Source organism: Qipengyuania sp., assembly GCF_965277845.1.
Taxonomy (GTDB): Bacteria; Pseudomonadota; Alphaproteobacteria; order Sphingomonadales; family Sphingomonadaceae; genus Qipengyuania.
This window is the reverse complement of sequence record NZ_OZ255844.1, coordinates 1,636,648-1,659,848: the sequence shown is the minus strand read 5'-3', so window position 1 is coordinate 1,659,848 and position 23,201 is coordinate 1,636,648. Positions and strand designations below refer to the sequence as shown.

Below are 23,201 nucleotides of genomic sequence, written 5' to 3'. Positions count from 1 at the left end.
CTTGTATCATGGATGACCTGCTGGCGGATTTCGTCGCGGAAACCCGGGAAATGCTGGAAGCGAGCGGCGGCGAGATCGTCGCCTGGGAAGCCGATCCGACGGACAAGGCGCGGCTCGATACCATCTTCCGTTTCGTCCATACCGTGAAGGGCAATTGCGGCTTCTTCGATTTTCCGCGTCTGGAAAAACTCAGCCACGCAGCGGAAGACGCGCTGGCCGATTGCCGCGCCGGTCGCCGCGAGCCCGATGCCGCTCTGGTTTCCGCCGTTCTCGCGATTATCGACCGCATCAGTGAAATGACCGATTCGATCGAGGCCGGTGAAGACCACCCCGAAGGCGGAGACGAAGACCTGATCGCTGCGCTTCAGCCGGGCGAACCGGCTGCCGCAGAAGCCTGCGAAGCTCCCGGTTCACCTTCCCGGCAAACGACCTCGGATGCCGGCGAGGACGACGTCGCCGCTAAGCCAAACCGCAGCACTGCGGTCCAGCGCTCGATCCGCCTCCCGACCGAACTGCTCGACGAGGTCATGAAGGGCGTGTCCGACATGGTTCTTGCCCGCAACGACCTGGCGCGGCGACTGCGCGAGGCCGGGGAACAGCCCACCATCGACGGCCCCTTCGATCGCCTGAGCACCATCCTCGCCGATGTCCGTAGTGCCATCACGCGTATGCGCATGCAGCGGCTCGAACATCTGTTCAGCTCGCTACCGCGCCTCGTTCGCGACCTTTCGAACGAGCTCGGCAAACAGGTCACGGTCGAATTCGAAGGCGGCGAGGTCGAACTCGATCGCGAAATGGTCGAAATGGTCCGCGACCCGCTGACACATATCATCCGCAACGCCCTCGACCACGGCCTCGAGGGTCCCGGCGAGAGGATCAAGGCGGACAAGCACGAGAGCGGCTTGCTCAAATTCGCGGCGCGGCAGGCAGGCAACCAGATCACCCTGGTGATCAGCGACGACGGGCGAGGCATCGACACGGCTCGGCTTGCGGCCAAGGCGGTTGCAGCGGGCATCTACAGCCAGTCGGAAATCGACGAAATGTCGGAGCGCCGCAGGCTTTACCTCATCTTCGAACCGGGCCTTTCGACCGCCGATGCGGTCAGCGCGGTTTCCGGACGCGGCGTCGGCATGGATGTGGTGCGTGCCAATATCGAACGCGTCGGCGGATCGATCGATGTGACCAGCAAGCCCGGGGAAGGCACCAGCTTTCATCTCAAGTTACCGCTCACGCTCAGCATCATCGCCGCGCTGACGGTGGGGAGCGACGGCCAGCGCTATGCAATTCCGCGCAGCTATGTCGAGGAAATCGTTTTCGGTTCGAGCGACCATGTCGAATTCGCTCAAGCCGGCGAGCGTCGTCTCGTGACATTCCGCGGCATGCGCGTGCCGTGCCTTGCTCTGGGCGAGATACTGGGCACCGAAACGAACGCCGAAGTCGTCTGGGAAAGCAAGACACTGGTCCTGGTCCGCCTCGCCTCGAACGATGTATTCGCGCTCGCGGTGGACCGGGTCTTCGACCACGAGGATGTCGTCGTCAAACCCATCGCGCCGGCGATCATGGAAACCGGCTTCTATGCCGGCACCACCCTGCTCGACGATGGACGCCCCATGATGCTGCTCGACCTGCCGAGCATCGCGCAGAAGCACCAGCTCGCGAACGAAATGCGCAGCGCCACGCGGGTTGTCGAAGAAGATACGGTCGAAGAACGCAAGACGCATCCGATCATGCTCTTCACCGGCCTCGATGGTCGCCGCCGCGCAGTCCGACTGGACCTGGTCCGCCGGATCGATACGATCGCCCGCGACGCCATCGACATCGAGGGCACACGCACTCAGGCCGTGATCGACGGCGAGATATTCTCGCTCGTCGGGCTCGAATATGGCGAGCTGCCCGAAGAGAAATGCCGCTTGCTGCGTCTCTCCGATGGCGATTGCGAGGTCGTCTATGCCGTGCGCGAAGTCCTCGACGCCGCCGAAATGGACGGCGAGATCGTTCCGTCGAGCGCCGATCCCCACGCCGAAGGCGTCGCGCTGATCGGCGGTCAGCCGGTTCCGGTGATCGACGGGCACGCGCTGTTCGCCAGCCACCGCAAGCCGAACGCGCACGCCCGACCGGTTTCTTGCCGCCTGCCGTCCGATAGCGATTGGGCGCGCACGATCCTCGAGCCGCTGGTCGCGGCGGCCGGCTACAAGGTGTCGACCGACAAGGATGAAGAAACCGACGTGGCGATCGAACTCGTCGAGAGCGAGACGCCCCTCGCTGCCCGCGCTCGTCATGTCATACGCCTGCGCTCCGATCCCGAAGCGGATGGAAGCGGGAACGACAGCATTTATCGTTACGATCGAGAGGGGCTGCTCGACGCGCTCAAGCAAGCCCGCATGGGGAAGACCGCATGAACGAACTTCTTCTCATGTGCCTGATCGCCGGGCGTCGTGCCGCAATTCCCGCGGCCGAAGTTCAGTCGGTCATCGAAATCGACGAGATCACGCCCATACCCGGTGTAGCCCCGTTCATCCTCGGCCTCACCGCTCTGCGCAGCCAGGCGCTGACCGTGATCGACTGTCAGGTCGCCCTCGGCTTCGATAGCCGGCAGGATGTACGCGGCCAGCGCGCTGCCGTGGTGCAGGTCGACGGCCATCCCTATGCCTTGCTGGTAGATGCAGCCTACGATGTCGGCGAGGCCCGAAGCGAACCGATCGCCGTTCCCGGCGGTTTCGGCGCCGGATGGCAGACCGCCGCGCGTGGAGTGGTGGAAACGGACGGCGGCCCCACTCTCATCATCGATGTCGAAGCGTTGGTATCGGGGCCCATCGCACGGGCAGCTTAAGCGATTAGTTACCTAACGCCGATAGACGATACTCGAAAACACCAGAGGTCATTGCAATGAAATCCTGCCTTATCGTCGATGATTCGCGCGTCATCCGGAAGGTTTCGCGCCACATTCTCGAAACGCTCGGCTTCAGTGTCGAGGAAGCCGAGAATGGCCGCGAAGGCCTTGAAAAATGTGCCGAAGACATGCCCGACGTTATCCTTCTCGACTGGAACATGCCGGTCATGACGGGGATCGAGTTCATCACGCAGCTGCGCCAGCGCGACGGCGGCGACAAGCCTAAGGTCGTGTTCTGCACCACCGAAAACGACGTCGCGCACATTCGCGAGGCGATTAGCGCGGGTGCGGACGAATACGTCATGAAGCCGTTCGATCACGAAACCTTGCAGATCAAGCTCCAGCTTGTCGGCATGGCCTGAGGAGGCGTGACATGGGCGCACTCCTCCGTTCCGAACCCTTAGAATCGGGTACTGACACCCGACCATGCAGCGATCCCGTGCGGGTGATGATCGTCGACGATTCACTGACCGTGCGCACCGTTTTCTCGCGCATGATCGAGCAGGAACCCGATATGCGGATCGTCGCGACCGCCAATTCGGCGGAATGCGGCCTTGCCGAACTCGCCACGGCCACGCCCGATGTCATGCTTCTCGACCTCGAGATGCCGGGCATGGGCGGTTTGGCGGCCTTGCCCAAAATCATGCAATCGGCGCCCGATACGCAGGTGTTGGTGATTTCCTCACTGACCGCCGATGGAGCCGAGGCGACGGTCACTGCGCTGTCGCTGGGGGCCGCCGACACCATGCTCAAGCCGCGCCCGGGCGGCTTCAACGACGACTATCGCTCCACCCTTCTTGGCAAGATTCGTGCGCTCAGGGGTGACACGGCGGACGATGCCGCAGGCCTCGCGGTAGCGAAAACCGCCGCCGATCGCATTGGCAAGCCGCCGCAGCTCGTCGCCATCGGCGCGTCGACCGGCGGGATTCACGCGCTCAACCTTTTCCTGCGTCAGGTGCCGAAGAATTTCGACCTGCCGATCCTGATCACGCAACATCTGCCTGCCAGTTTCATCCCCGTTTTCGCACAGCAAATGGAGATGGCTGCGGGCCGTGAAGCGGTCCTTGCCGACGATGGCATTCAGATCGAGCGCGGCAAGATCTATATCGCGCCGGGGCATGGTCACATGGTGGTGCGCAAATCGGGCGGACACCATGTTCTCGGACTGGCCTATCATCCGGTAAAAAGCGGATGTACGCCTTCAGTCGACCCGATGTTCGAAACTCTTGCCGAGGCGTATGACGGGCACGTCGCCGGCGTGCTGCTGTCGGGCATGGGGCGCGATGGTACCGACGGAGCCCAGTCGGTGGTGTCAGCGGGCGGCACGATATACGCGCAGAATGCCGAGACCTGCGCGGTATGGGGGATGCCGCGTGCCGTTACCGAGTTGGGGCTGGCTGCGGCCGTTCTGCCACCGGCCGAACTGGCGGACCGCCTCCTTGCAAACGCAGGAGCCGCCGCATGGCGGTAGATGACGCGTCGCACCGCATCATCGGTGACCTTCTTGCGCAGCGAACAGGGCAGCAGCTTACCGAAGGCCGTCGCTGGCGTGTCTCCGGCGCATTGTCCGGCCTCTTCCGCGAATTCGGTATCGAGAATGTCGATCAGCTCGCCTGCATGCTCGAGCGCCCCAGTGAGCATCGCCTCGCCACGCGGGTGGTCGAGGCGCTGCTCAATAACGAAACCTATTTCTTTCGCGATCATTCCTATTTCTCGGCTCTGTCGAACCAGGTCCTGCCCGATCTCGCACGCAAGCGCGAAAGCACGAAGCGGCTGCGGATCTGGTCGGCTGGCTGTTCGACCGGCCAGGAAGCACTCAGCCTTGCAATGATCTTTGCCGAGCAACCCAATCGGTGGAAGGACTGGCGAATCGAAATCCTCGGCACCGACGTGTCGAACAAGGCGATCGAGACCGCACGCAACGGACGCTATACCCAGTTCGAAATTCAGCGCGGGATCAGCGTCGCGCAGATGTTGAACTTCTTCACCGAGGACAAGGGACACTGGCAGGCGGCGGACAGGATTCGTGCCATGATCCGCTTCCAGCAGCACAACATTCTCGACTATCCGCCCGCGCCGGGCCGGTTCGACCTGGTCATGTGTCGCAACGTACTGCTCTATTTCGACCCGGAGACGAGGGCCAAAGCCTTCGACAGGCTAGCCAGCGGGATCGCTGCCGACGGGTGGCTCATGCTGGGTGCCGGCGAGACGGTGGTTGGGCAGACCGACAAGTTCAAACCTTCCGAGTTCGGATCCTCGCTCTACTCTCCGATCATGGGTAATGTTTCGCGCGCCGAACAGCGATTGCGGGCTGCAGCCTGCTGAATCGTCCTTGGCAGCTGCGGGACAAGGTAAACCGCCGATTTACGCTTCTTTAGCGAATGCGCTCTAGTCCGACATGAAGGGTCGCAAAGAGGGGCGTGTGTCGAAAATGACTGTGGGTACGTATACGTCTCACGAAAGCGGCAGCACGCGGACCATCCTCTTCGGGCCGATGGCTGCGCTAGGCGGGAGTTTCATCCTGACCTGGTCGATCGCCGTTGCCAATCGCTTCCTCGACTTCGCAACGTCTTCCACGATCCTCGTCATCGGTGCCATCCTGTTCAGCTTGGCGGCGGCGATCTGCGCCCATCTGACCGTCCGCCATTTGCGCCGCATCGAACAACTCTCGCGCAGCGACAGCCTGACACTGCTGCCCAATCGCCGCGCGCTCCATTTCGACATCCGTCACGAATACCGGCAGGGCCACGAAGTGGCATTGGCGATGATCGACCTCGACGGTTTCAAGCTGATCAACGATCACTACGGCCATTTCGTCGGCGATGTCGCAATTCGCGAATGCGCTGATATTTTCAAGCAGGTCAGCGATGGCGAAGCCAAAGTGTATCGGCTGGGGGGCGACGAATATGCAATGATGATCGGCGGGCCGGTTGCCGGCACGCTGCTGGAAGGGCTCTGCCGGCGCATCATCGAACGGCTTGCCAAACCCGTTCACGTCGAAGACCGGCGCCTCACGCTGGGGGCAAGCATCGGCCTCGCTCGCCGGGCTGCGCAGGACGATGTCAGTTCCTCCGAGCTGCTGCGCCGCGCAGACATTGCGATGTATGCCTCCAAGCGCGGCGGCAAGATGCGCTGTACTTGGTTCAGCAAGACGTTCGACAAGAGCCGCGAGCAGCTCAAGGAAATGGACGACGATTTGCGCAATGCGCTCGCCAAGGACGAATTCCGGCTCAATTACCAGCCACTGGTGGACAGCAACACGCGCATGATCGTCGCGGTCGAATGCCTGCTTCGCTGGGATCGCCCGGACGGCAAACAGGTCGGCCCGAACATCTTCATTCCCGTTGCGGAAGAGAGCGGGCTGATCAATTCGATCGGCTTGTGGGTGCTGCGCCAGGCTTGCTGCGACGCCCTCGATTGGGACGGCATCACGCTGTCGGTCAACATTTCGGCGGCGCAATTGCGCAACCCCGAATTCCCAATCCAGCTGGGCCACATTCTAGAGGAAACGCAATTCGACCCCGAGCGACTCGAGCTCGAAATCACCGAAACCTGCCTGGTTCTCGATCCGCTGGTTGCAGAACGCAGCCTCGCGGTGATCCGCGGTTTCGGGGTCAGGATTTCGCTTGACGATTTCGGTACGGGTTACGCTTCCATCGGCTTCCTGCGGCAATTCCGCTTCGAAAAGCTCAAGCTCGATCGAAGCCTTGTGGTCCAGGCGAGCGAAGACGACGGCAGCCGCGCCATGATGCTGTCCAGCATCACGGTGGCGCGCGCCATGAAAATGGCTGTGACCGCAGAAGGCGTCGAAACGGAGGAGCAGGCCGCCATGGTCCGCGCTGCCGGTTGCGACCAGATCCAGGGCTGGCTGTATTTCAAGGCAATGCCAGCCGAAGAAATCGCCCAACATCTCGGCAAGCCCATCGGCTTGTCATCAGAAGAAGCAAACGAGGATAGCCAAGTCGCATGAGCGCGCTCCAGGATATGGTCAACGGCATGGTTGCCGAACACGAAGCCTCGCCCCCCGACCATACGGTGGAGGCGCCCGAGGGGCCGTTCGTTACCGATCCAATCGAAGCCGACCCCGCCGAGAGTGAGGCCCCGGGAGGGCTCAAGGGCTGGCTGGACAACAAGTCGGTCGGTGAGAAGCTGAATGCAATCTCGCTTGCCAGTATCGCCGTTGTGGTGCTCAGCCTCTTGGGTACACTTGTCGGAGGCTATTTCGCGCTCGAGGCGCGTTCGGAACGCATGGCCATCTCCGCCGCAGCGGTGACGGCCGAGCGAATGGTCGCCGATATCGATGGCGGACGCCTGTTCGTCCAGCGCTACGCGGTTACGGGCGATCCGAACGATCTGACTTCGGCCCTCGAAGCCTTCGCGGATACCGACCGGGACCTCAGCCGGCTGGAAGACGAGGTTGTCGGCGTCGCGCCTAGCGTTTTGCCCAGGATCGAGGACCTCAACAGCAAGCTCTCGCGAATTAGAATGCGTGTGACCGAGGCCCAACGCGCCCGCGGTACTCAAGCGCAGTGGCAGGACTTTTCGGACAGCGTCTATGTCGAAGGGCGCAGCTTCGTGGAAACGGCCGTGGCGACCCGGGAGGAGATCGAGCGGATGGGCGAGACTTCAGATGTCGCCTCGCAAACCATGATCATGTGGCTGTTCGTCGCCTTTTTCGGTGTTGCAGGCGTGGGAATCGCGGTTGCATGGATGACAGCGCGATATCTCGGACGCGATGTGTCATCCACGCTCAAGCGCATGACCGCGGTGGCAACGCGGCTGGCCGAGGGCGACAAGGACGTTCACATCCCGGCGACTCGCCGGCACGATGAAATCGGCGATCTCGCCCGTGCGCTCGAGGTCTTTCTGCAGGCTGCCCGTCAGTTCGAAAACGTTGCGCAGGAACGCGAGGCGCTGCGACGGGAACGCGGTCAGGAAATGGTCCGTTTCGCTCAGCGCTTCGAGACGACCGTCGGGGAAGTGGTCAATGGCGTGGCTTCGGCGTCCGCGCAGCTCAAGACGACCGCAGGCTCGATGGCCGCGGCCGCCGAACAGGCTTCGACCCAGACATCCAGCGTGACTGCCGCCATGGGTCAGGCCTCGAACGGCGTGACCGCCGCCGCCGCCGCTTCGGACGAATTTGCCATGTCGATCGGCGAGATCAGTCGCCAGGCGTCTCATTCGGCTCAGTTGGCACGAAAGGCGACGGATGCCGCAAGCGGCGCCGACGAGACCATATCGGCACTTGCCGTTTCGGCGGAACAGGTGGGGCAGATCGTCGAGCTCATCCAGTCGATCGCGCAGCGTACCAACCTGCTTGCGCTCAACGCCTCGATCGAGGCGGCCCGTGGCGGTGAAGCCGGACGCGGCTTCGCGGTGGTTGCCAGCGAGGTCAAGGAACTGGCCGCGCAGACCAGCCGCGCGACCGAGGAGGTCGCCGAGCAGATTCGCGCGATGCAGGATTCGACCGGTGCCAGCGTCGGCGCGCTGCGTTCGATCGCGGACCAGATCAAGGAACTCGAATCAACTGCCACCTCCATCGCCAGCGCTGTCGACCAGCAATCGGTCGCCGGACAGGATCTTGCACGCAGCATCGACCTTGCCGCGCGGTCGACCGACGAGGTCTCGGCCAATATCGTACAGGTTCGCGAAACCAGCCTGGCCACCGGAGCAGCCGCCAGCCAGGTGCTCAACTCCTCGACGGAGCTCGAGGCGCAGGCCAGCACGCTCAAATCGCAGGTCGCGCAATTCCTGCTGCACGTGCGCGCGGCTTAACGCGATCTCAAGCAATCGCCCTTACGGTTGCCACAACCTTAAGGGGGTGCTTGGGGATGAACGCACACAGTTCGATCATGGCCGACGAATTGGTCCGCGAAATCGCGGAAGTCGAGGTCATGAAAGCCGAGAACGGTCCGCAACTTACCGGACTGAACAAATGGTTCATGAAGCAATCGCTCGCCTCCAAAGCGAAGATTGCGTCGATATTCTCGCTCGGCGGGCTCGCTCTTGTCACCCTGATCGCGCAGATCGGTTTCTTCATCCCGTCCTTTGCCCCGATCGCGCAAGTGCTCACGCTGGTCATCCTCGGCATAGCGCTGCTGGGCGGTATTTCGAGCCTGCGCTTCGTGCTCAAGCATATCATCGAGCCCTATCTGAAGATCAACGAGGACATGTCCCGTCTCGCGCGGGGCGAACGCGATATCGAGGTATCGAATACCCATCGGCCGGATGAGATCGGCGATCTCGCCCGGACCTTCGCGGTCTTTCTCCGCTCGGGCCACAAGCTCGACGAGCTATTTGCGGGGCGCAAGCGCGCGGCCGAGGAACGCGAGGCCGAGCTGATGCGCATGGCGCGCGATTTCGAGACCGGAGTAGGCGATGTGGTAAGCGGGGTTGCCGCGGCTGCGACCCAACTCAACGCCACCGCATCCGGAATGGCGTCTACGGCCGAACAGGCCTCGAGCCAGTCCAGCCTGGTAACAGCTTCGATGGAGCAGGCGAATAGCGGCGCAACTGCGGCAGCAGCTGCATCCGATGAATTCGCCATGTCGATCGGGGAGATCAGCCGCCAGGCGGCCCATTCGGCGGAACTCGCCCGCAAGGCGACCGATACGGCGAGCGGTGCCGACGAGACGATTTCCGCACTCGCGTCGTCCGCCGAGCAGGTCGGTCAGATCGTCGAGTTGATCCAATCGATCGCCCAGCGCACAAATCTCCTCGCGCTCAACGCCTCGATAGAGGCCGCACGCGGTGGCGAGGCAGGGCGCGGCTTTGCCGTGGTAGCCAGCGAGGTGAAAGAGCTGGCCGCACAGACCAGCCGGGCAACCGAGGAGGTTGCCGAGCAGATCCGCGCAATGCAGGATTCAACCGGTGCCAGCGTGGGCGCGCTGCGCTCGATCGCGGGCCAGATCAAGGAGCTGGAGTCGACCTCGGTCTCGATCGCCAGCGCGGTCGACCAGCAATCGGTCGCCGGGCAGGACCTTGCGCGGAGCATCGACCTCGCCGCGCGGTCGACCGACGAGGTTTCCGCGCATATCGAGCAATTCCGCGAGACCAGTCTCGCCACCGGCACGGCAGCGAGCCAGGTGCTCAACTCGGCCAGCGAACTGGAAGATCAGGCCGGTGCACTCAAGAGCCGCGTCGACGCCTTCCTCCAGCAAATCCGCGCAGCCTGACGGCAACAGCGCATGTGCATTGGAGAGGACGCCGCGGCGAAGTGTTCTCCGCGCCCCCTCCCCTCAGTCTATTCCCACCAATAAGGCAGGCGGCGGGCGTTGCCCGTTTCAACCTCGTTCATCGTTCGTGCATCGTACAGCCGCCCGCCAAGCATGACACGGTCGATCCTGTCCGAATTGCGGATGCTCTCGCTCGGATCGGCGTCGAGGACGATAAGGTCAGCCAGCTTGCCGACCTCGAGGCTGCCGATATCGCGTTCCATACCGAGTGACTTCGCCGGTTCGATGGTGCCGGCTCGCAGCGCCTCGACCGCCGACATACCGCCACGGGCAAAGCTCCACAGTTCCCAATGCGCCGCGATGCCAGCCTGCTGGCCATGCGCACCGATACTGACCTTGACCCCACGATCGGCAAGCTTCTTGGCCTCGCGCGCGGCATCGTCATCGACGAAAGCCCATTCGGGCGCCTTCACTCGCCGCGCGGTCTGCGCGATCAGCTGGCGCGGCGGCGTGTGGATCATCAGCGGATTGTCGAACACGTCGGTCGCCTGCCGCCAGTAGGGATCGCCGGCAAGGCCGCCATAAGTAACGGTCAGCGTCGGCGTATAGTTCGACTGCGAGCCCGCCCAGAACTGCAGCACATCCTCGTAGAGAACTTCGCCGGGCACATTGTGTTCGATGGTCGAATTGCCATCGGCGATGAGGTTCATATCCATGCCGAACAGCGACCCGCCTTCGGCAACCACCAGCATGTTCTCCTCGCGCGCGGCAGCGACAACCTGCTGGCGCTGGTCGCGCCGCGGTTGGTTGTAGTTCTTGATCGAGATACCGCCCTGGGCCTTGATCCGCTGGATATGCGCGAGCGCATCTTCATAGCTGTCGATCCGCGCATAGACGCTAGGCGCCTTGGCGCCATAGACGATCTCGGCGGTCGAGAAGATGCGTGGGGCGAGCAGCGTGCCGGCTCGCTGACGCTCGGCAGCGGCGAATATCATGCTGGCGCGCGACGAAGGATCGTGGATCGTCGTCGTTCCCATCGCGAGGTTCTGCACCAGCGACCAGTTCTGTTGCGGGACCAGATCGCCCGTGCCCTGCGGTCCGTGCGCATGCGCATCGACAAGTCCCGGCATGATAGTCTTGCCGGCGGCGTCAATCACCGTGGCGCCCTGAGGCACTTCAATCGACGAAGCCGGGCCGACAGCGGCGATGCGGTCGCCGGTGATGACGATGGTGCCGTCTTCGATCGCGCCCGCGCCGTCACCTGCCATGGTCAGGATCTTTGCACCGGTGATCGCCACCGTGCCGCGTGGCTTGTCGGCGGCAATAGTCCGCTCGAGCGACGTCCCGCTCGTCGGGGGCACGAATTTGGGTGCATTCTTGTCCTTGGGCGCATCGGCGAACATCGAGGCCACGCTGGCGCGATAGAGCACTGGCCCCATCGTCCAGGTCAGCATGTCGCCGCCCTGCGTCCAGCCGATGTAATCGGCCCCACCCTTCGATGCGCGCACCACGGGCAGCGAGCTAGCCTTCTCGCCCACGGTCACCGCCTGTCCACCGGGCATCAGCGGCGTGACGAAGACCTCGTAATTCTCGCGGAAGGCGACGAAATCGCCGCGCGGGCTGACATGGTATTCGGTCGCAAGCTCGCCTTCGGCATGCACCTGCCGCGCCTCGCCATCGAGGTCGGCAGACAGCAGCTGCAGCTTGCCGTCCTTGCGACCGAGCATAAACACGCGGTCGCTGTCGGCACCGAACTGCGGGTTCGTCGTATCGCGCGACACCAGCTCGGCTTCGCCGCCTGCTGCGCTGACTTGGAAGATGCCTTCGTTCTCGGAAAACTCGGGCGATGTCAGGTATCCGCCCGAACGCTTCTCGAACACGATCGTGCGGCCATCGGGCGAGAATTTCGGATTGGCGTAGTGGCCGCGCATTTGCGTGACCGCGCGCGCGCCGGAGCCGTTGGCATTGGCAGTCATGACCTGACCGAGTTCGCCATCGGTCCAGCGGACATAGGTAATCCGGCGTCCGTCGCGCGACCAGGACGGCCACAATTCGAGCGCCCTGTCATCGCTCGAGGTGAAGCGGCGTGCGGTTCCGCCGGCAACCGGCTTGGAATAGAGCTTCCCGAGGCTTTCGAACACCACGGTGCGTCCGTCCGGCGATACGCTGGCGAAGCGCGGGATCTTTGCCGTGAAGTTGTCAGGCGCAACCGGGATCACCGGATGCGGCGCATGGGCAACGCCGCGCGTGTCGTTCACGGTGAACGGAATGACGCTGGCCCCACTGCCATCGGCGGCCACGCGTTTCAGCTTGCCGCCCGCCCAGAGCACGATCGAGCTGCCGTCGGGCGTCCAGTCCATCAGCGGATAGAAACCATAAACCGCCCAGGTTTCCTGCATGTCCATGTCGAGATCGCCATAGATCATGCGCTGCTCGCCCGTCGCGAGATCCTTGACCCACAGTTCGGTCTGGTCCTTGTCACGGCGGATGAACGCTATGCTCCTGCCATCGGGCGAAGGCTGCGGGCGCACTGCCCCGCCATATCCGCTGACCGCCGTAGTCACCTCGCCCGTCGCCAGCTCGTAGCGTTCGATCGCGAATGTGCCTTGCGTCGAATCCTGCGCATATTCGAAAATCGGACCCGGCGTGACATTGCGCGAATAATAGACCGCTTCACCGTCTGGCGAGTAGACAGGCTCGCCCAGCTCCTTCTGCAGCGCCTCGCTGGCGCGTGCGACCAGTTTGACGCCGCCACCGCCCGACACGTGGTAGAGCCAGATTTCGCCGGTGCCGAGCGAACGCTGGGTGGTGAAATGCTTCTTGGCTACGATGTAATTGCCATCCGGCGACCAGCTGGGCTGGTTCAGGAGACGAAAATCTTCCTTGGTCAGCTGGCGCTTGTCCGAACCGTTCGCATTCATGATCCAGATATTGTCGCCGCCGCCGCGGTCGCTGGTAAAGGCGATGCGGCGTCCGTCGGGTGAAAAGCGCGGCTGCACTTCCCAGGCGAGCCCTTCGGCGATGCGCGTAGGGGCGCCGCCCGCGATCGGCATGGTGTAGATGTCGCCGAGCAGCGCAAAGGCGAGCATGCGTCCGTCCGGCGAGACGTCGACATCCATCCACGTGCCCTCGTCGGTGCGGATCGGGACCTGTCGGATCGTCGCACCGCGCGGGGCGGAGATGTCCCACTTCTCATCTCCCTTTGCGGCTCCGGGGTTGGCGGAGGCCGGTGCCGCTTCGACTGCCATGCCGCTGCCTTCGGCGGGACCTTCCTCGGCGGAAGCATCGACTTCTTGTTCCTCGACCGGGTTTGGACTTGGCTGCGGATCCTGCGCAAGAGCCGCTTGGCCAGCGAACAGCACAGCAAGGACGGAGGCAAGGCTGGTCTTCATGGGTTTCTCCGGAATGGGAATCGGTACGGTCAGCGCACGCTGGCGCGTTCGACGAGATGGACGGCGACGCGCCGTTCCGGCCGCTCGTCTTCGGAAGCGAGCGCAGTATCGACAAGCAGCGAGCCCGCCAACGCAAAGTCGGGTTCGACCGTCGTCAGCGGCGGAGAACTGAATTCTCCCGAACCGAGCCCGTCGAAGCCGATCACGCCGACATCGTCCGGGACGGCAATGTCGCGCGCCGCGAGTTCCTCCAAAGCGCCGAGTGCCATCGCATCGCAGGCGAAGAAAAGGCCGTCGAAACTGGCACCGTCCTCGACCAGGCGGGCAATTGCATTGCGGCCCTGAGAAACGCGATCCTCGCCATCGCTCACCAGAGCATCGACGGACTTCAGGCCCGCTGCCTCCATCGCGCTACGGTAACCTTCGTAACGCTCGCGGAACTGATGCTGTGACGAGGCGGTATCACCGACGAACACAACCCGTCTCGCGCCGCTCCGCACGAGCCGCTCTACGGCAATGCGCCCGCCGTCGCGATTGTCCGACCGCACCCAGACGCTATCGTCGAAAGGCGAACCCCAGAACGCCATGCCGCTGGATTCCTCGGCACATTTGCGAAAATAGTCCCATGCGCCCTCGTTGGTCGCGGTGCCGATCACCACCACGCCATCGGCCTGGCGCCGCGCGACATAATGGCCGAACAACTCATCGGGCTTGGCCTGAAACGACACCAGCGCCTCGTACCCCCGCTCGGCGGCAGCCGCGCAGGTGCTGCCCAGCAGACTGTAATAGAACGGGTTGATCGCCGCCGGCCCCTGCCCTTCGCGACCGATGACGACGATGGCGATCGTTCCGGTCTCGCCCCGCCGCAGGCCCGCTGCGCGCGTGTTGACGTGGTAACCCAGTTCCTCCGCCGCCATTTCGACGCGGCGACGGGTCGCTTCGGTTATCGTTTCCGATCCCGCCAAAGCGCGACTGACGGTCGATTGGCTCACTCCGGCTCTCTCGGCAACGTCGATCGACGTAACACGACGCGGTCTGGGCTTCTCGCTGTTAGGCATCCTTCAAACGCACTCCCTGTGCAGCCGCACTAACGCAGGCTTTTACCGAAAGCGAGACCCAAGCCCGAATGCCAGATGGAGGCTCTTTCAAATGCGCCTACCGGATAAAGTAGGTTGCGCACTGCAACCGAGGCTGGCGCTGACACGCAAGCTGCGTTAGGTTCTCTTCACTTGGGAGAGACAGATGAACAATACGGCGACCGATTTCGATGTGATGATCGTGGGTGCGGGAATTTCCGGCATCGGCATGGCGGCGCATATGAAGGAGAAGGCGCCGGATCACGGCTTCGTCATCGTGGAGCGCCGCGAGGACCTCGGCGGGACCTGGGACCTGTTCCGTTATCCCGGCATCCGGTCGGACAGCGACATGCATACGCTCGGCTTCGATTTCGAACCATGGAAGCACGAGAAATCGATCGCCGATGGTCCCGCGATTCTCGAATATCTCGATCAGATCGTCGATGAGCGCGACATCCGCAAGCACATCCGCTTCGGCCACAAGGTGCTGGCCGCCGACTGGCGCGAAAGCGAGGCGCGTTGGCACGTGACGCTCGAGACCGAGCAGGGTGAGAAGAGGCACCTGACCGCCAACTGGCTCTATCTCGGCTCGGGCTATTACGATTACGACGAGCCCTACGACCCAGGTTTCGAGCTGGGCGAGTTCGAGGGCCAGGTAATCCACCCGCAATTCTGGCCCGAAGACCTTGACTATGCGGACAAGAACGTCGTCGTGATCGGCTCGGGCGCGACCGCAGTCACCATCGTCCCCTCGATGAGTGAGAAGGCCGCCAAGGTCACCATGCTCCAGCGCACACCTACATGGATGTTCAGTCGCCCGGCCAAGGATGCCCTGGCCAATTTCCTGCGTAAGATTCTGCCCGAAAAACTGGCCTACCGGATCACCCGGTGGAAGAACATCAAGCTACAGGATTACGGCTTCAAACGCGCACGCACGAAGCCGGAGAAGATGGCTGCGGACCTGCACAAGCGTATCCGCAAATCGATGGGCGAGGACTATGATCTTGCGCCCTTCACCCCGCCCTACAATCCGTGGGAGCAGCGGCTGTGCCTGGTGCCCGACGACGATCTGTTCGATGCGATCAAGAGCGGCAAGGCCGATGTGGTCACCGGCCATATAAAGGCCTTCGAGAAGGGCGGCGTGCGTTTGGCCGACGATCGTTTCCTTCCTGCCGACATCGTGATCACCGCTACCGGCCTCAAGCTCGCGGTGGCGGGCAAGATCGCGCTGTCGAAGGAAGGCCAGCCGATCGATCTGTCCGAACACTTCTACTACAAGGGCTGCATGTTCTCGAACGTGCCGAACCTGGCCGTGGTGTTCGGCTATCTCAACGCCAGCTGGACCCTGCGCGCGGATATCAATTCGGATTATATCTGCCGCGTGCTCAACGAGACCCGCCGCAGGGGTGTCGATGTCGCCGAACCGGTGCTGACGCCTCAGGCGGAAGCGCAGATCGAGGAGGACGATATTTTCGACTTCTCCTCCGGCTACATCCAGCGCGCCAAATCGATCATGCCAAAGAATGCGGTCGAGTATCCCTGGCGGCTCAACCAGGAATACGTCGTTGATCGCAAGCGCATGAAGGAAGACCCGGTCGACGATGGTCTGCTGCAGTTTCGTCGCCACGGGGCCAACACGCGCCGCGCCGACGAACAACTCGAAGCGGCGGAGTAGCATTCGCGCGCAACCCGCGTTACGCAATCCGTCATGACTGAACGCATCTATACTGCGGGACTTGTCGTGATCGGCGACGAGATCCTGTCCGGGCGCACGCATGACAAGAACATCGCCCAAGTCGCCAGCTGGCTGCAGGTTCAAGGAATACGCCTGTCCGAAGTGCGCGTGGTCCCCGATGTGATCGAACGCATCGTCGAGGCGGTGAATGCGTTGCGCGAAGCCTACGATTACCTGTTCACCACCGGCGGCATCGGGCCGACGCATGACGATATTACCGTCGACGCGGTGGCCGAGGCGCTGGGCGTCCCGGTCGTAATCCACCCCCAGGCTCGGGCTCTCCTCGAGAAGTACTATTCCGGCAAGCCCGGTGGGCTCAACGAATCGCGGCTGCGCATGGCGCGCGTGCCCGAGGGCGCGGAACTGATACCCAACCACATGTCGGGGGCTCCGGGGATCAAGCTGGGCAATATCCACCTCATGGCGGGAGTGCCGCATATCACCGCCGGCATGCTCGATGCGCTCACAGGGACGCTCGAGGGAGGGGCTCCCCTGCTATCGGAAACGGTCGGATGCTGGACCCCCGAAAGCGAGGTCGCCGACATCCTGCGGCAGGTGGAGCAGGCGCACCTGGAATGTCAGCTCGGCAGTTACCCCTTCTTTCGCGATGGCCGGGTCGGTGCCAATTTCGTCGTCCGTTCGACCAGCGAGGGGGAACTGAGGAGCTGCGTCGACAGCCTGTGCGACGGGCTGGCGACCGCCGGTTTCGACTTCACGCCCGGCGGAATCTGACCGGTCGGGATGGTCATCGCTCCGTTAACCCTCGCATGTTAGGGTCCGGGGCATGACGGCGGTCTATATCACCATCGATACCGAGTATTCTGCCGGGCTCGCGGCACGCCTCGGCGCCAGCGCGCGCGAGGAGGTATTCGAGCGTTCGATTACATGTCGAACGCCCGATGGCGATGTGGGCATCCTCCACCAGATGGCGGTGATGGACGCACACGGGATCAAGGGGGTTTTCTTCGTCGATCCCATGCCGGCACTGATTTGGGGCACACGCGCGGTAGCCGAAGTGGTCGAGCCGATCCTCGAGCGCGGACACGAGGTACAGTTGCACCTGCATCCCGAATGGCTTGAACTGGCCGGCGATGCCAATCCCTTGTCCGGCCGCACCGGGCGCAACATGCACGCGTTCACCGAGGAAGAGCAGGTTGAACTGCTTGCCTTCGCCCGAGACCAACTGATGCGCGCAGGCGCCCCTTCTCCCACGGCGTTTCGCGCCGGCAATTACGGTGCCGACGATGCCACGCTGCGTGCACTGGCACGTCTCGGGATCCGCTACGACAGCAGCCATGTGCCCGGCATTTTCAGCTCCGAGTGCCGCATCTCTCTTTCCGCCGAAGACCGGCAAGTCGTCCGTCACGAGGGCACGATCGAAGTGCCCGTCGGTTCGATTCGCAGCCATCGCGGCCAGCGGCATGCACAGATCACCGCGCTGTCGTCTTGGGAATTGGCAGCCGCGCTGCGCTTTAGCGTACGCGAGGGTGCGGCGATGCTCAATATCGTCAGCCACAGCTTCGAGCTGATGAGCCGCGACCGAATGCGGATCAATACGATCGTGCGCGACCGCTTCTCCCGCTTCTGTGCGAGTGTCGCGGCGACGCAAGGCGCACACAGCGCCACCTTCGGCAGCCGCCCGCCCCGGATCGGCGACGAGACCGGAGCTGCGACCATGCCGCGGAACGAAATCCGCACCGTTGCGCGGGTTGTCGAACAGCTGGTCTCGAACGCGCTCTACGGGGCCTCGTGAAAGAGGGCCTCATGCCAGCGAGTTCACACCGCATCCCGTTCACGGTCGGATCGCGCCGCCTGCTGACGATCGAGCGCGAGGTCGCCACGTTGGCGCTCTCACTCCAAGACATCCTATCCAAGCGTATCCCACCGGTGCCCGTTCTGAACAATGTCGAGGGATTACGCGTACTGTCTGTGCCACCTGTCGCCGAAACCCGCCTGCGCGAAGCCATGCCCGGCTTCCTCGTCGGCGCGCGCGAGGAGTATGCGCGCTATTACATCGACATGGCGGGAACCTTTGAGGAATACCTCGCGCGCTTTTCGGGCAAGACACGCTCGACCCTGCGGCGCAAGCGCCGTAGACTGGAGAAAGCAAGCGGGGGCGCGCTCGACCTGCGCGCCTACCGCACGCCCGAAGAGATCGATACGTTCTCGCAGCTCGCCCTGCCGCTTTCGCGCAAGACATACCAGGCGCGCCTGCTCGATGCCGGGCTTCCCGACAATGATGCGGAGCGCGCCGAAAGACGCGCCCTTGCCGGAAATGACCAGGTGCGCGCCTTCCTCTTATTTCTCGAGGGTGTGCCGGTAGCCTATCTCTACCTGCCGGTCGTGCGGGACACTCTGGTCTATGCCTACCTCGGCTTCGACCCCGAGCATGCCAGCCTGTCGCCGGGCACGGTACTACAGATGGCGGCGCTGGAGGTTCTCTTCGAAGAGGACCGGTTCCGCTATTTCGATTTCACCGAAGGCGAGGGCGCGCATAAGGCGTTGTTCGGTTCGGCCAGCGTGCGGTGCGCCAGCTTCGTGATGCTCCGCCCGACCTTAGCCAATCGCGCCCTGCTCGCCAGTCTAAAGGGTTTCGACCACGCGATCGGCTCTGCCAAACGGATCGCGCAGCGAACGGGGGCCGAGGGCCCGATCAGGCGGCTCTTGCGCTAGAGATCGACCTTGCGCTCCTGCTCTTCCTCGAGGTCGCGGCGCAGCTCGCGCGCACCGCGTTCCGCCTTCCGGTCGAGCCTGTCACTCGTCTTGCGATTGCGCGCCCACGCGTAGACGATCACGGCCAGTAGGATAAACGGACCGACAACCGTGGCAATCGGGAGAATGGCTTCCATGGAATACTCCTGCGTTCTTTGCCCTTTCAACGCATTGCGGGGCTGATCTTTCCGCCGGGCAAGGAAAAGGGCCGGCGGGTCTGCACCCACCGGCCCTTTCGCATTTTCATTCCAGAGCAGGAAAGCCTAGCCACGCCGAGGCGCGGCAAGGACCCCCGCGATCAGGCGCCTTCGACTTCGGCCAGGTCGACCTTGAGGCCCGGGCCCATCGACGAGGTCAGCGTGACCTTGCGGACGTACTTGCCCTTGGCACCCGACGGCTTCGCCTTGACGATAGCGTCGGTCATGGCCTTGAAATTGGCCTTGAGGTCCTCGTCCTTGAACGAGAGCTTGCCGATGCCCGAGTGGATGATGCCCTGCTTCTCGACGCGGAATTCGACCTGGCCGCCCTTGGCGTCCTTAACGGCCTGTTCCACGTTCGGGGTCACGGTGCCGAGCTTCGGGTTCGGCATCAGGCCCTTGGGACCCAGCACCTTACCGAGACGGCCGACAACGCCCATCATGTCAGGCGTGGCGATAACGCGGTCATAGTCGAGATTGCCGTTCTGCATGTCTTCCATGAGGTCTTCCGCACCGACCTTGTCGGCGCCGGCGGCCTTGGCCTTCTCGGCATTGTCGCCCTTTGCGAACACGGCGACCTTGACGTCCTTGCCGGTGCCGCTCGGGAGCGAAACCATGCCGCGGACCATCTGGTCGGCGTGGCGCGGGTCGACGCCGAGGTTCATCGCGACTTCGACGGTCTCGTCGAACTTCGCCTTGTGCTCGCGCAGCGTGGCGATCGCTTCGTCCACACTGTAGAGCTTCTCGCTGTCGAGCTTGGCGACGAGCTGCTGCTTTTTGGTCTGCTTAGCCATTATCTTAGCCCTCCACCACGTCGAGGCCCATCGAACGCGCGCTGCCTTCGATGATCTTGGTGGCCTGTTCGATGTCGTTCGCGTTCAGGTCCTTCATCTTCTGCTCGGCGATTTCCGCCAGAGCCGAACGCTTGATGCTCCCGGCCGAAACCTTGCCCGGCTCTTTCGAACCCGACTTCAGTTTGGCAGCCTTCTTGATGAGGAAGCTGGCCGGCGGGGTCTTGGTCACGAAGGTGAACGAACGGTCGGCATAGACCGTGATGGTGGTCGGAATAGGCATGCCCTTTTCCATGTCGCCGGTGGCGGCATTGAAGGCCTTGCAGAATTCCATGATGTTCACGCCGCGCTGACCCAGCGCAGGGCCGATGGGCGGCGAGGGGTTGGCGGTGCCGGCAGGCACCTGCAGCTTGATATAGCCGTCGATCTTCTTGGCCATGATTGGCCTCCTTTCTCACTGTCGCCACGGCACTCTCGAACCGGGGCTCATGGTAAGCGGTCACGCGGTCTGACGGATCAGACCTCCCGCACGGGTTCCCGAGGATGCCTTGGGAAGGCGCGCACATAGCGTTCTTGCGCGGAATTGCAAGCGATTCGCTAGGGCCGAGCCGCATGCGCCGCATGTCGAGAACACCCCCTATGATATTCTTGCATGCGGCTTCTCCCCAGTGACCTGGTAATAGCGCTGTTCACCTATCGCTTTGCAACGGATGTGCTAGGACCGAGCGCCACAGAAGGAGCGCACATGCAGAGTTTCGTCGATATCTGGCAATACATGCCACATGGGATGTGCCTGCTCTGGCAACCGTGGCTGGTCACGCTGTGGGCTGGCAGCGATCTGATCATCTTCCTTTCCTATACGGCCATTCCGATTGCGTTGCTGACGGTGCTGCGCAAGCGTCAAGACATCCCCTTTTCCGGCCTGGTGGTGCTGTTCTCCAGTTTTATTCTGCTGTGCGGCCTTACCCACCTGATGGGCATCGTCACGCTTTGGTATCCCATCTATCCGTGGGTTGGCATGTTGAAGCTGGCGACCGGTCTCGTTTCGGCGGCGACCGCCGTGGTCCTGTTCCGCTTGATCCCGACGCTGGTTGCCCTGCCGTCTCCGGCACAGCTATCGGAAGCGAACAGCAAGCTACAGGCTGAAGCCGACGCGCATCAGGACACTCTTGCCAAGCTGAAGGGTCTTGTGGCCGATTTGCAGGCCGAAGCGGCAGCGCATGAGGCGACACTGGCGAAACTCGAAGACTTGGTGGCGGAGCGGACCGAGGAGTTGCACGAGGCCAATACCAGGCTTGCCGTGCAAACTCGCGAAGCGGTGCACCGCAGTGCCAACCTGCTGTCGGTCGTAACCTCGCTCACCCGGCAGACGGCGCGGGGCCACGAGCGGACTGAGGATTTCATCGAGGCCCTACTCGGACGCATTCACTCGCTGGCAATGGCCACATCGACCGTCGTGCGTGGCGACGATCATCTTTCCGGCGACCTGGCGACCATTATGCGCCAGCAGCTCGATCCCGTATTGCTGACATACGGCAAGCGGGTCAATCTGGATGGGCCGCCGACCCAGATTGTCAGCGAAGCTGCGCAGCAGATCTCGCTCGCCGTTCACGAACTCGCCACCAATGCGCAAAAATACTCTCTCTCGCAGGATGCGGATTCCCAGGTCACCATCAGCTGGGGTGTCGAGGGAGCCGATGAAGACCAGCGGTTCGTTCTCGTCTGGCGCGAAACTCACCCGACGGGCGAGACGGTAAGCGACACGCCGGCAGGAGAAGGTGGTTTCGGCACGAAGCTGCTCACCCGCATCGTGCCCCAGGTGCTGCGCGGTAAAGCGACGCGCTCAATCGAAGACGGCGTGCTCGAATATCGCCTTGAGGCACCGGCCTCTGCCGTGCTGGCCAATCCCGAGGATACCGATACCGCAACGCTCGCGGCCCGCTTGGTCGATGAGAATTTCGGCTTGAAATAGCCACGACAGGTCCTGGGCGATCTAGATGACCGCGCGTCCGATACCGAACGTGAAGGTACCGAACGGACTAGCCCAGAGCCTTCGATCGCACCCGACACTGGCAAGGCTCATTCCACGAAGCGCCTTGCCGCATGGCTCGCCCGTCGAGTGCCGGCTGCTATCGGTCGACTTTCGATGACGAAGGCCGACCAGTAGTGTACGTTATTGTATTGTGATCAAAGAAGTGATCTCGACCGCTCTTGGTGCACTCTTGTGCACCGCGACCGTCGCCTCCGCGCAGGAGGCACCCGGTTCGGGAGACTCCGGTTTGCGAATCCCCGAGATATCGCCGGCGGAGTTCGATGAAAACCTCGCCATAGAGGGTGAGGAAATCGGTGCACGGAAACTGCGCAGCCGCATGACGGTGGATGTCATGGTCAATGGCACCGGCCCTTACAAGTTCGTCGTCGACAGCGGAGCGGACACATCGGTCGTCGGCGCAAGGCTGGCTGGCGAACTCGCCATGCCGCCGGGTACGCCGGCGATGTTGCACGGCGTTACCGAAAGCAAGGTGGTCGATCGCGTTCTGGTCGACGAGATCATGCTCGGCCCCACCGCGACCACCGAACTCGAATTACCCGTGCTCGACGAGCGCGACTTGGGCGGTGATGGCATGATTGGCCTCGACGCGCTGGTCGAACAGCGTTTGCTGATCGATTTCGATGAACGTCACATCAGCGTCGACGATGGATTTACTCCGGCCCCGCTGATGGACGGAATGATCATCGTGAAGGGCCGGCTGCAGCGAGGCCAATTGATCCTGACCGAAGTGACCGCGGGCAAACAAAAGCTCGATGCGGTGGTGGATACCGGCTCCGAAATCACCATCGGCAACATTGCTCTGCGCGACAAGCTGGCGCTCAGGCGTATGAGCGACCTTCGCAAGATCAAGGTTTATGGGGTTACCGGCAAGGAACTGGAATTTGACTTTCTTGTGGTCAGGGAATTGAAACTGGGCCCTGTCCTTTTGCGCAATGTTCCCATCGCCTTTGCCGACATTCCTCCGTTCGAGGTCCTAGGAATTGCTGACCAGCCATCGCTTTTGCTGGGCACCGACCTGATGGAGAACTTTCGCCGAGTGTCGCTCGACTTCAAGGACCGCAAGGTGCGCTTTCAACTCAGAAAGTGCCACAAGTCTTTGATTCAACTACGCACGGCCAGGTATGCATCGCGAATCAATGCGGACCGGCCGAGCGCCTGTAGCTGAGCCATGCGAGCGAAT

At 62.8% G+C, this 23,201-nt stretch carries 19 protein-coding genes; 14 read left to right on the top strand and 5 right to left on the bottom strand.

All coding sequences use genetic code 11. The features are described from left to right. Window positions 1–8 precede the first annotated feature (8 nt). The 8 genes from ACQY4G_RS08075 to ACQY4G_RS08040 all read left to right on the top strand — a co-directional run bounded on the left by ACQY4G_RS08075 (window position 9) and on the right by ACQY4G_RS08040 (window position 10,065). Window positions 9–2,399: a chemotaxis protein CheA gene (locus ACQY4G_RS08075; protein WP_421990117.1), complete on the top strand. Its 2,391-nt coding sequence runs from the start codon at window positions 9–11 to the stop codon at window positions 2,397–2,399. Then, a complete protein-coding gene (locus ACQY4G_RS08070; protein WP_421990115.1) occupies window positions 2,396–2,830 on the top strand; it encodes a chemotaxis protein CheW in 435 nt (144 codons plus the stop codon). The genes ACQY4G_RS08075 and ACQY4G_RS08070 overlap by 4 nt, the downstream gene beginning before the upstream one ends. Before the next feature lie 56 nt (window positions 2,831–2,886). Continuing rightward, on the top strand, window positions 2,887–3,252 hold the full coding sequence (locus tag ACQY4G_RS08065; RefSeq protein ID WP_067690630.1) for a response regulator: 366 nt from the start codon (window positions 2,887–2,889) through the stop codon (window positions 3,250–3,252). Between the two features lie 11 nt (window positions 3,253–3,263). Next, entirely contained in the window at window positions 3,264–4,361 is a 1,098-nt protein-coding gene (gene cheB, locus ACQY4G_RS08060; protein WP_421990113.1) for a chemotaxis-specific protein-glutamate methyltransferase CheB, read from the top strand. Further along, the gene (locus ACQY4G_RS08055) at window positions 4,352–5,215 is read left to right on the top strand and encodes a CheR family methyltransferase (protein WP_421990111.1); all 864 of its coding nucleotides are present in this window, start codon (window positions 4,352–4,354) and stop codon (window positions 5,213–5,215) included. Before cheB ends, ACQY4G_RS08055 begins: the two co-directional genes overlap by 10 nt. A gap of 106 nt (window positions 5,216–5,321) precedes the next feature. Continuing rightward, a complete protein-coding gene (locus tag ACQY4G_RS08050; protein ID WP_421990109.1) occupies window positions 5,322–6,860 on the top strand; it encodes a putative bifunctional diguanylate cyclase/phosphodiesterase in 1,539 nt (512 codons plus the stop codon). Further along, window positions 6,857–8,665, top strand: coding sequence for a methyl-accepting chemotaxis protein (locus tag ACQY4G_RS08045; protein ID WP_421990107.1), 1,809 nt, complete (start codon window positions 6,857–6,859; stop codon window positions 8,663–8,665). The genes ACQY4G_RS08050 and ACQY4G_RS08045 overlap by 4 nt, the downstream gene beginning before the upstream one ends. A 56-nt stretch (window positions 8,666–8,721) precedes the next feature. Continuing rightward, window positions 8,722–10,065 carry a methyl-accepting chemotaxis protein gene (locus tag ACQY4G_RS08040; RefSeq protein WP_067690619.1) on the top strand — a complete coding sequence of 448 codons (1,344 nt, stop codon included), beginning with the start codon at window positions 8,722–8,724 and terminating at the stop codon, window positions 10,063–10,065. Window positions 10,066–10,133: 68 nt separating this feature from the next. On the opposite strand, the gene ACQY4G_RS08035 is transcribed toward ACQY4G_RS08040, so the two are convergent. Together ACQY4G_RS08035 and ACQY4G_RS08030 are read right to left on the bottom strand one after the other, a co-directional pair. Continuing rightward, window positions 10,134–13,457 (bottom strand): amidohydrolase family protein, encoded by a 3,324-nt coding sequence (locus tag ACQY4G_RS08035; RefSeq protein WP_421990105.1) that lies wholly within the window; start codon window positions 13,455–13,457, stop codon window positions 10,134–10,136. Window positions 13,458–13,486: 29 nt separating this feature from the next. After that, on the bottom strand, window positions 13,487–14,449 hold the full coding sequence (locus tag ACQY4G_RS08030; protein WP_421990103.1) for a substrate-binding domain-containing protein: 963 nt from the start codon (window positions 14,447–14,449) through the stop codon (window positions 13,487–13,489). Between the two features lie 250 nt (window positions 14,450–14,699). Here ACQY4G_RS08030 and ACQY4G_RS08025 point away from each other — a divergent pair, with 250 nt between their 5' ends. Genes ACQY4G_RS08025 through ACQY4G_RS08010 form a run of 4 tightly spaced genes read left to right on the top strand, consistent with a single transcriptional unit; the run spans window position 14,700 to window position 18,941 of the window. Continuing rightward, window positions 14,700–16,208 carry a flavin-containing monooxygenase gene (locus ACQY4G_RS08025; protein WP_421990101.1) on the top strand — a complete coding sequence of 503 codons (1,509 nt, stop codon included), beginning with the start codon at window positions 14,700–14,702 and terminating at the stop codon, window positions 16,206–16,208. Window positions 16,209–16,241: 33 nt separating this feature from the next. Then, window positions 16,242–17,000, top strand: a complete 759-nt coding sequence (locus ACQY4G_RS08020) for a competence/damage-inducible protein A (protein WP_421990099.1) — start codon at window positions 16,242–16,244, stop codon at window positions 16,998–17,000. A 52-nt stretch (window positions 17,001–17,052) separates the two neighbouring features. Next, window positions 17,053–18,021, top strand: coding sequence for a hypothetical protein (locus tag ACQY4G_RS08015; RefSeq protein WP_421990097.1), 969 nt, complete (start codon window positions 17,053–17,055; stop codon window positions 18,019–18,021). An 11-nt stretch (window positions 18,022–18,032) separates the two neighbouring features. Further along, window positions 18,033–18,941 carry a GNAT family N-acetyltransferase gene (locus tag ACQY4G_RS08010; RefSeq protein WP_421990095.1) on the top strand — a complete coding sequence of 303 codons (909 nt, stop codon included), beginning with the start codon at window positions 18,033–18,035 and terminating at the stop codon, window positions 18,939–18,941. Here ACQY4G_RS08010 and ACQY4G_RS08005 read toward each other — a convergent pair. The 3 genes from ACQY4G_RS08005 to rplK all read right to left on the bottom strand — a co-directional run bounded on the left by ACQY4G_RS08005 (window position 18,938) and on the right by rplK (window position 20,407). Then, entirely contained in the window at window positions 18,938–19,117 is a 180-nt protein-coding gene (locus tag ACQY4G_RS08005; protein WP_067690601.1) for a hypothetical protein, read from the bottom strand. The genes ACQY4G_RS08010 and ACQY4G_RS08005 overlap by 4 nt on opposite strands. Before the next feature lie 161 nt (window positions 19,118–19,278). After that, window positions 19,279–19,971: a 50S ribosomal protein L1 gene (gene rplA / locus ACQY4G_RS08000; protein ID WP_421990093.1), complete on the bottom strand. Its 693-nt coding sequence runs from the start codon at window positions 19,969–19,971 to the stop codon at window positions 19,279–19,281. 4 nt (window positions 19,972–19,975) lie between these two features. Further along, a complete protein-coding gene (gene rplK / locus ACQY4G_RS07995; protein ID WP_067690596.1) occupies window positions 19,976–20,407 on the bottom strand; it encodes a 50S ribosomal protein L11 in 432 nt (143 codons plus the stop codon). Between the two features lie 306 nt (window positions 20,408–20,713). On the opposite strand from rplK, the gene ACQY4G_RS07990 reads away from it, so the two are divergent. Both ACQY4G_RS07990 and ACQY4G_RS07985 read left to right on the top strand, forming a co-directional pair. After that, a complete protein-coding gene (locus tag ACQY4G_RS07990) occupies window positions 20,714–21,940 on the top strand; it encodes a sensor histidine kinase (protein ID WP_421990091.1) in 1,227 nt (408 codons plus the stop codon). Between the two features lie 211 nt (window positions 21,941–22,151). After that, a complete protein-coding gene (locus tag ACQY4G_RS07985; RefSeq protein ID WP_421990089.1) occupies window positions 22,152–23,186 on the top strand; it encodes a retroviral-like aspartic protease family protein in 1,035 nt (344 codons plus the stop codon). Window positions 23,187–23,201 lie beyond the last annotated feature (15 nt).

Excerpts from the sequence above, each read along its gene's own strand:
- ACQY4G_RS08075 (WP_421990117.1), top strand. The coding sequence starts at position 9 with ATGGATGACCTGCTGGCGGATTTCGTCGCGGAAACCCGGGAAATGCTG.
- ACQY4G_RS08070 (WP_421990115.1), top strand. The coding sequence starts at position 2,396 with ATGAACGAACTTCTTCTCATGTGCCTGATCGCCGGGCGTCGTGCCGCA.
- ACQY4G_RS08065 (WP_067690630.1), top strand. The coding sequence starts at position 2,887 with ATGAAATCCTGCCTTATCGTCGATGATTCGCGCGTCATCCGGAAGGTT.
- cheB (WP_421990113.1), top strand. The coding sequence starts at position 3,264 with ATGGGCGCACTCCTCCGTTCCGAACCCTTAGAATCGGGTACTGACACC.
- ACQY4G_RS08055 (WP_421990111.1), top strand. The coding sequence starts at position 4,352 with ATGGCGGTAGATGACGCGTCGCACCGCATCATCGGTGACCTTCTTGCG.
- ACQY4G_RS08050 (WP_421990109.1), top strand. The coding sequence starts at position 5,322 with ATGACTGTGGGTACGTATACGTCTCACGAAAGCGGCAGCACGCGGACC.
- ACQY4G_RS08045 (WP_421990107.1), top strand. The coding sequence starts at position 6,857 with ATGAGCGCGCTCCAGGATATGGTCAACGGCATGGTTGCCGAACACGAA.
- ACQY4G_RS08040 (WP_067690619.1), top strand. The coding sequence starts at position 8,722 with ATGAACGCACACAGTTCGATCATGGCCGACGAATTGGTCCGCGAAATC.
- ACQY4G_RS08035 (WP_421990105.1), bottom strand. The coding sequence starts at position 13,457 with ATGAAGACCAGCCTTGCCTCCGTCCTTGCTGTGCTGTTCGCTGGCCAA.
- ACQY4G_RS08025 (WP_421990101.1), top strand. The coding sequence starts at position 14,700 with ATGAACAATACGGCGACCGATTTCGATGTGATGATCGTGGGTGCGGGA.
- ACQY4G_RS08020 (WP_421990099.1), top strand. The coding sequence starts at position 16,242 with ATGACTGAACGCATCTATACTGCGGGACTTGTCGTGATCGGCGACGAG.
- ACQY4G_RS08015 (WP_421990097.1), top strand. The coding sequence starts at position 17,053 with ATGACGGCGGTCTATATCACCATCGATACCGAGTATTCTGCCGGGCTC.
- ACQY4G_RS08010 (WP_421990095.1), top strand. The coding sequence starts at position 18,033 with ATGCCAGCGAGTTCACACCGCATCCCGTTCACGGTCGGATCGCGCCGC.
- ACQY4G_RS08005 (WP_067690601.1), bottom strand. The coding sequence starts at position 19,117 with ATGGAAGCCATTCTCCCGATTGCCACGGTTGTCGGTCCGTTTATCCTA.
- rplA (WP_421990093.1), bottom strand. The coding sequence starts at position 19,971 with ATGGCTAAGCAGACCAAAAAGCAGCAGCTCGTCGCCAAGCTCGACAGC.
- rplK (WP_067690596.1), bottom strand. The coding sequence starts at position 20,407 with ATGGCCAAGAAGATCGACGGCTATATCAAGCTGCAGGTGCCTGCCGGC.
- ACQY4G_RS07990 (WP_421990091.1), top strand. The coding sequence starts at position 20,714 with ATGCAGAGTTTCGTCGATATCTGGCAATACATGCCACATGGGATGTGC.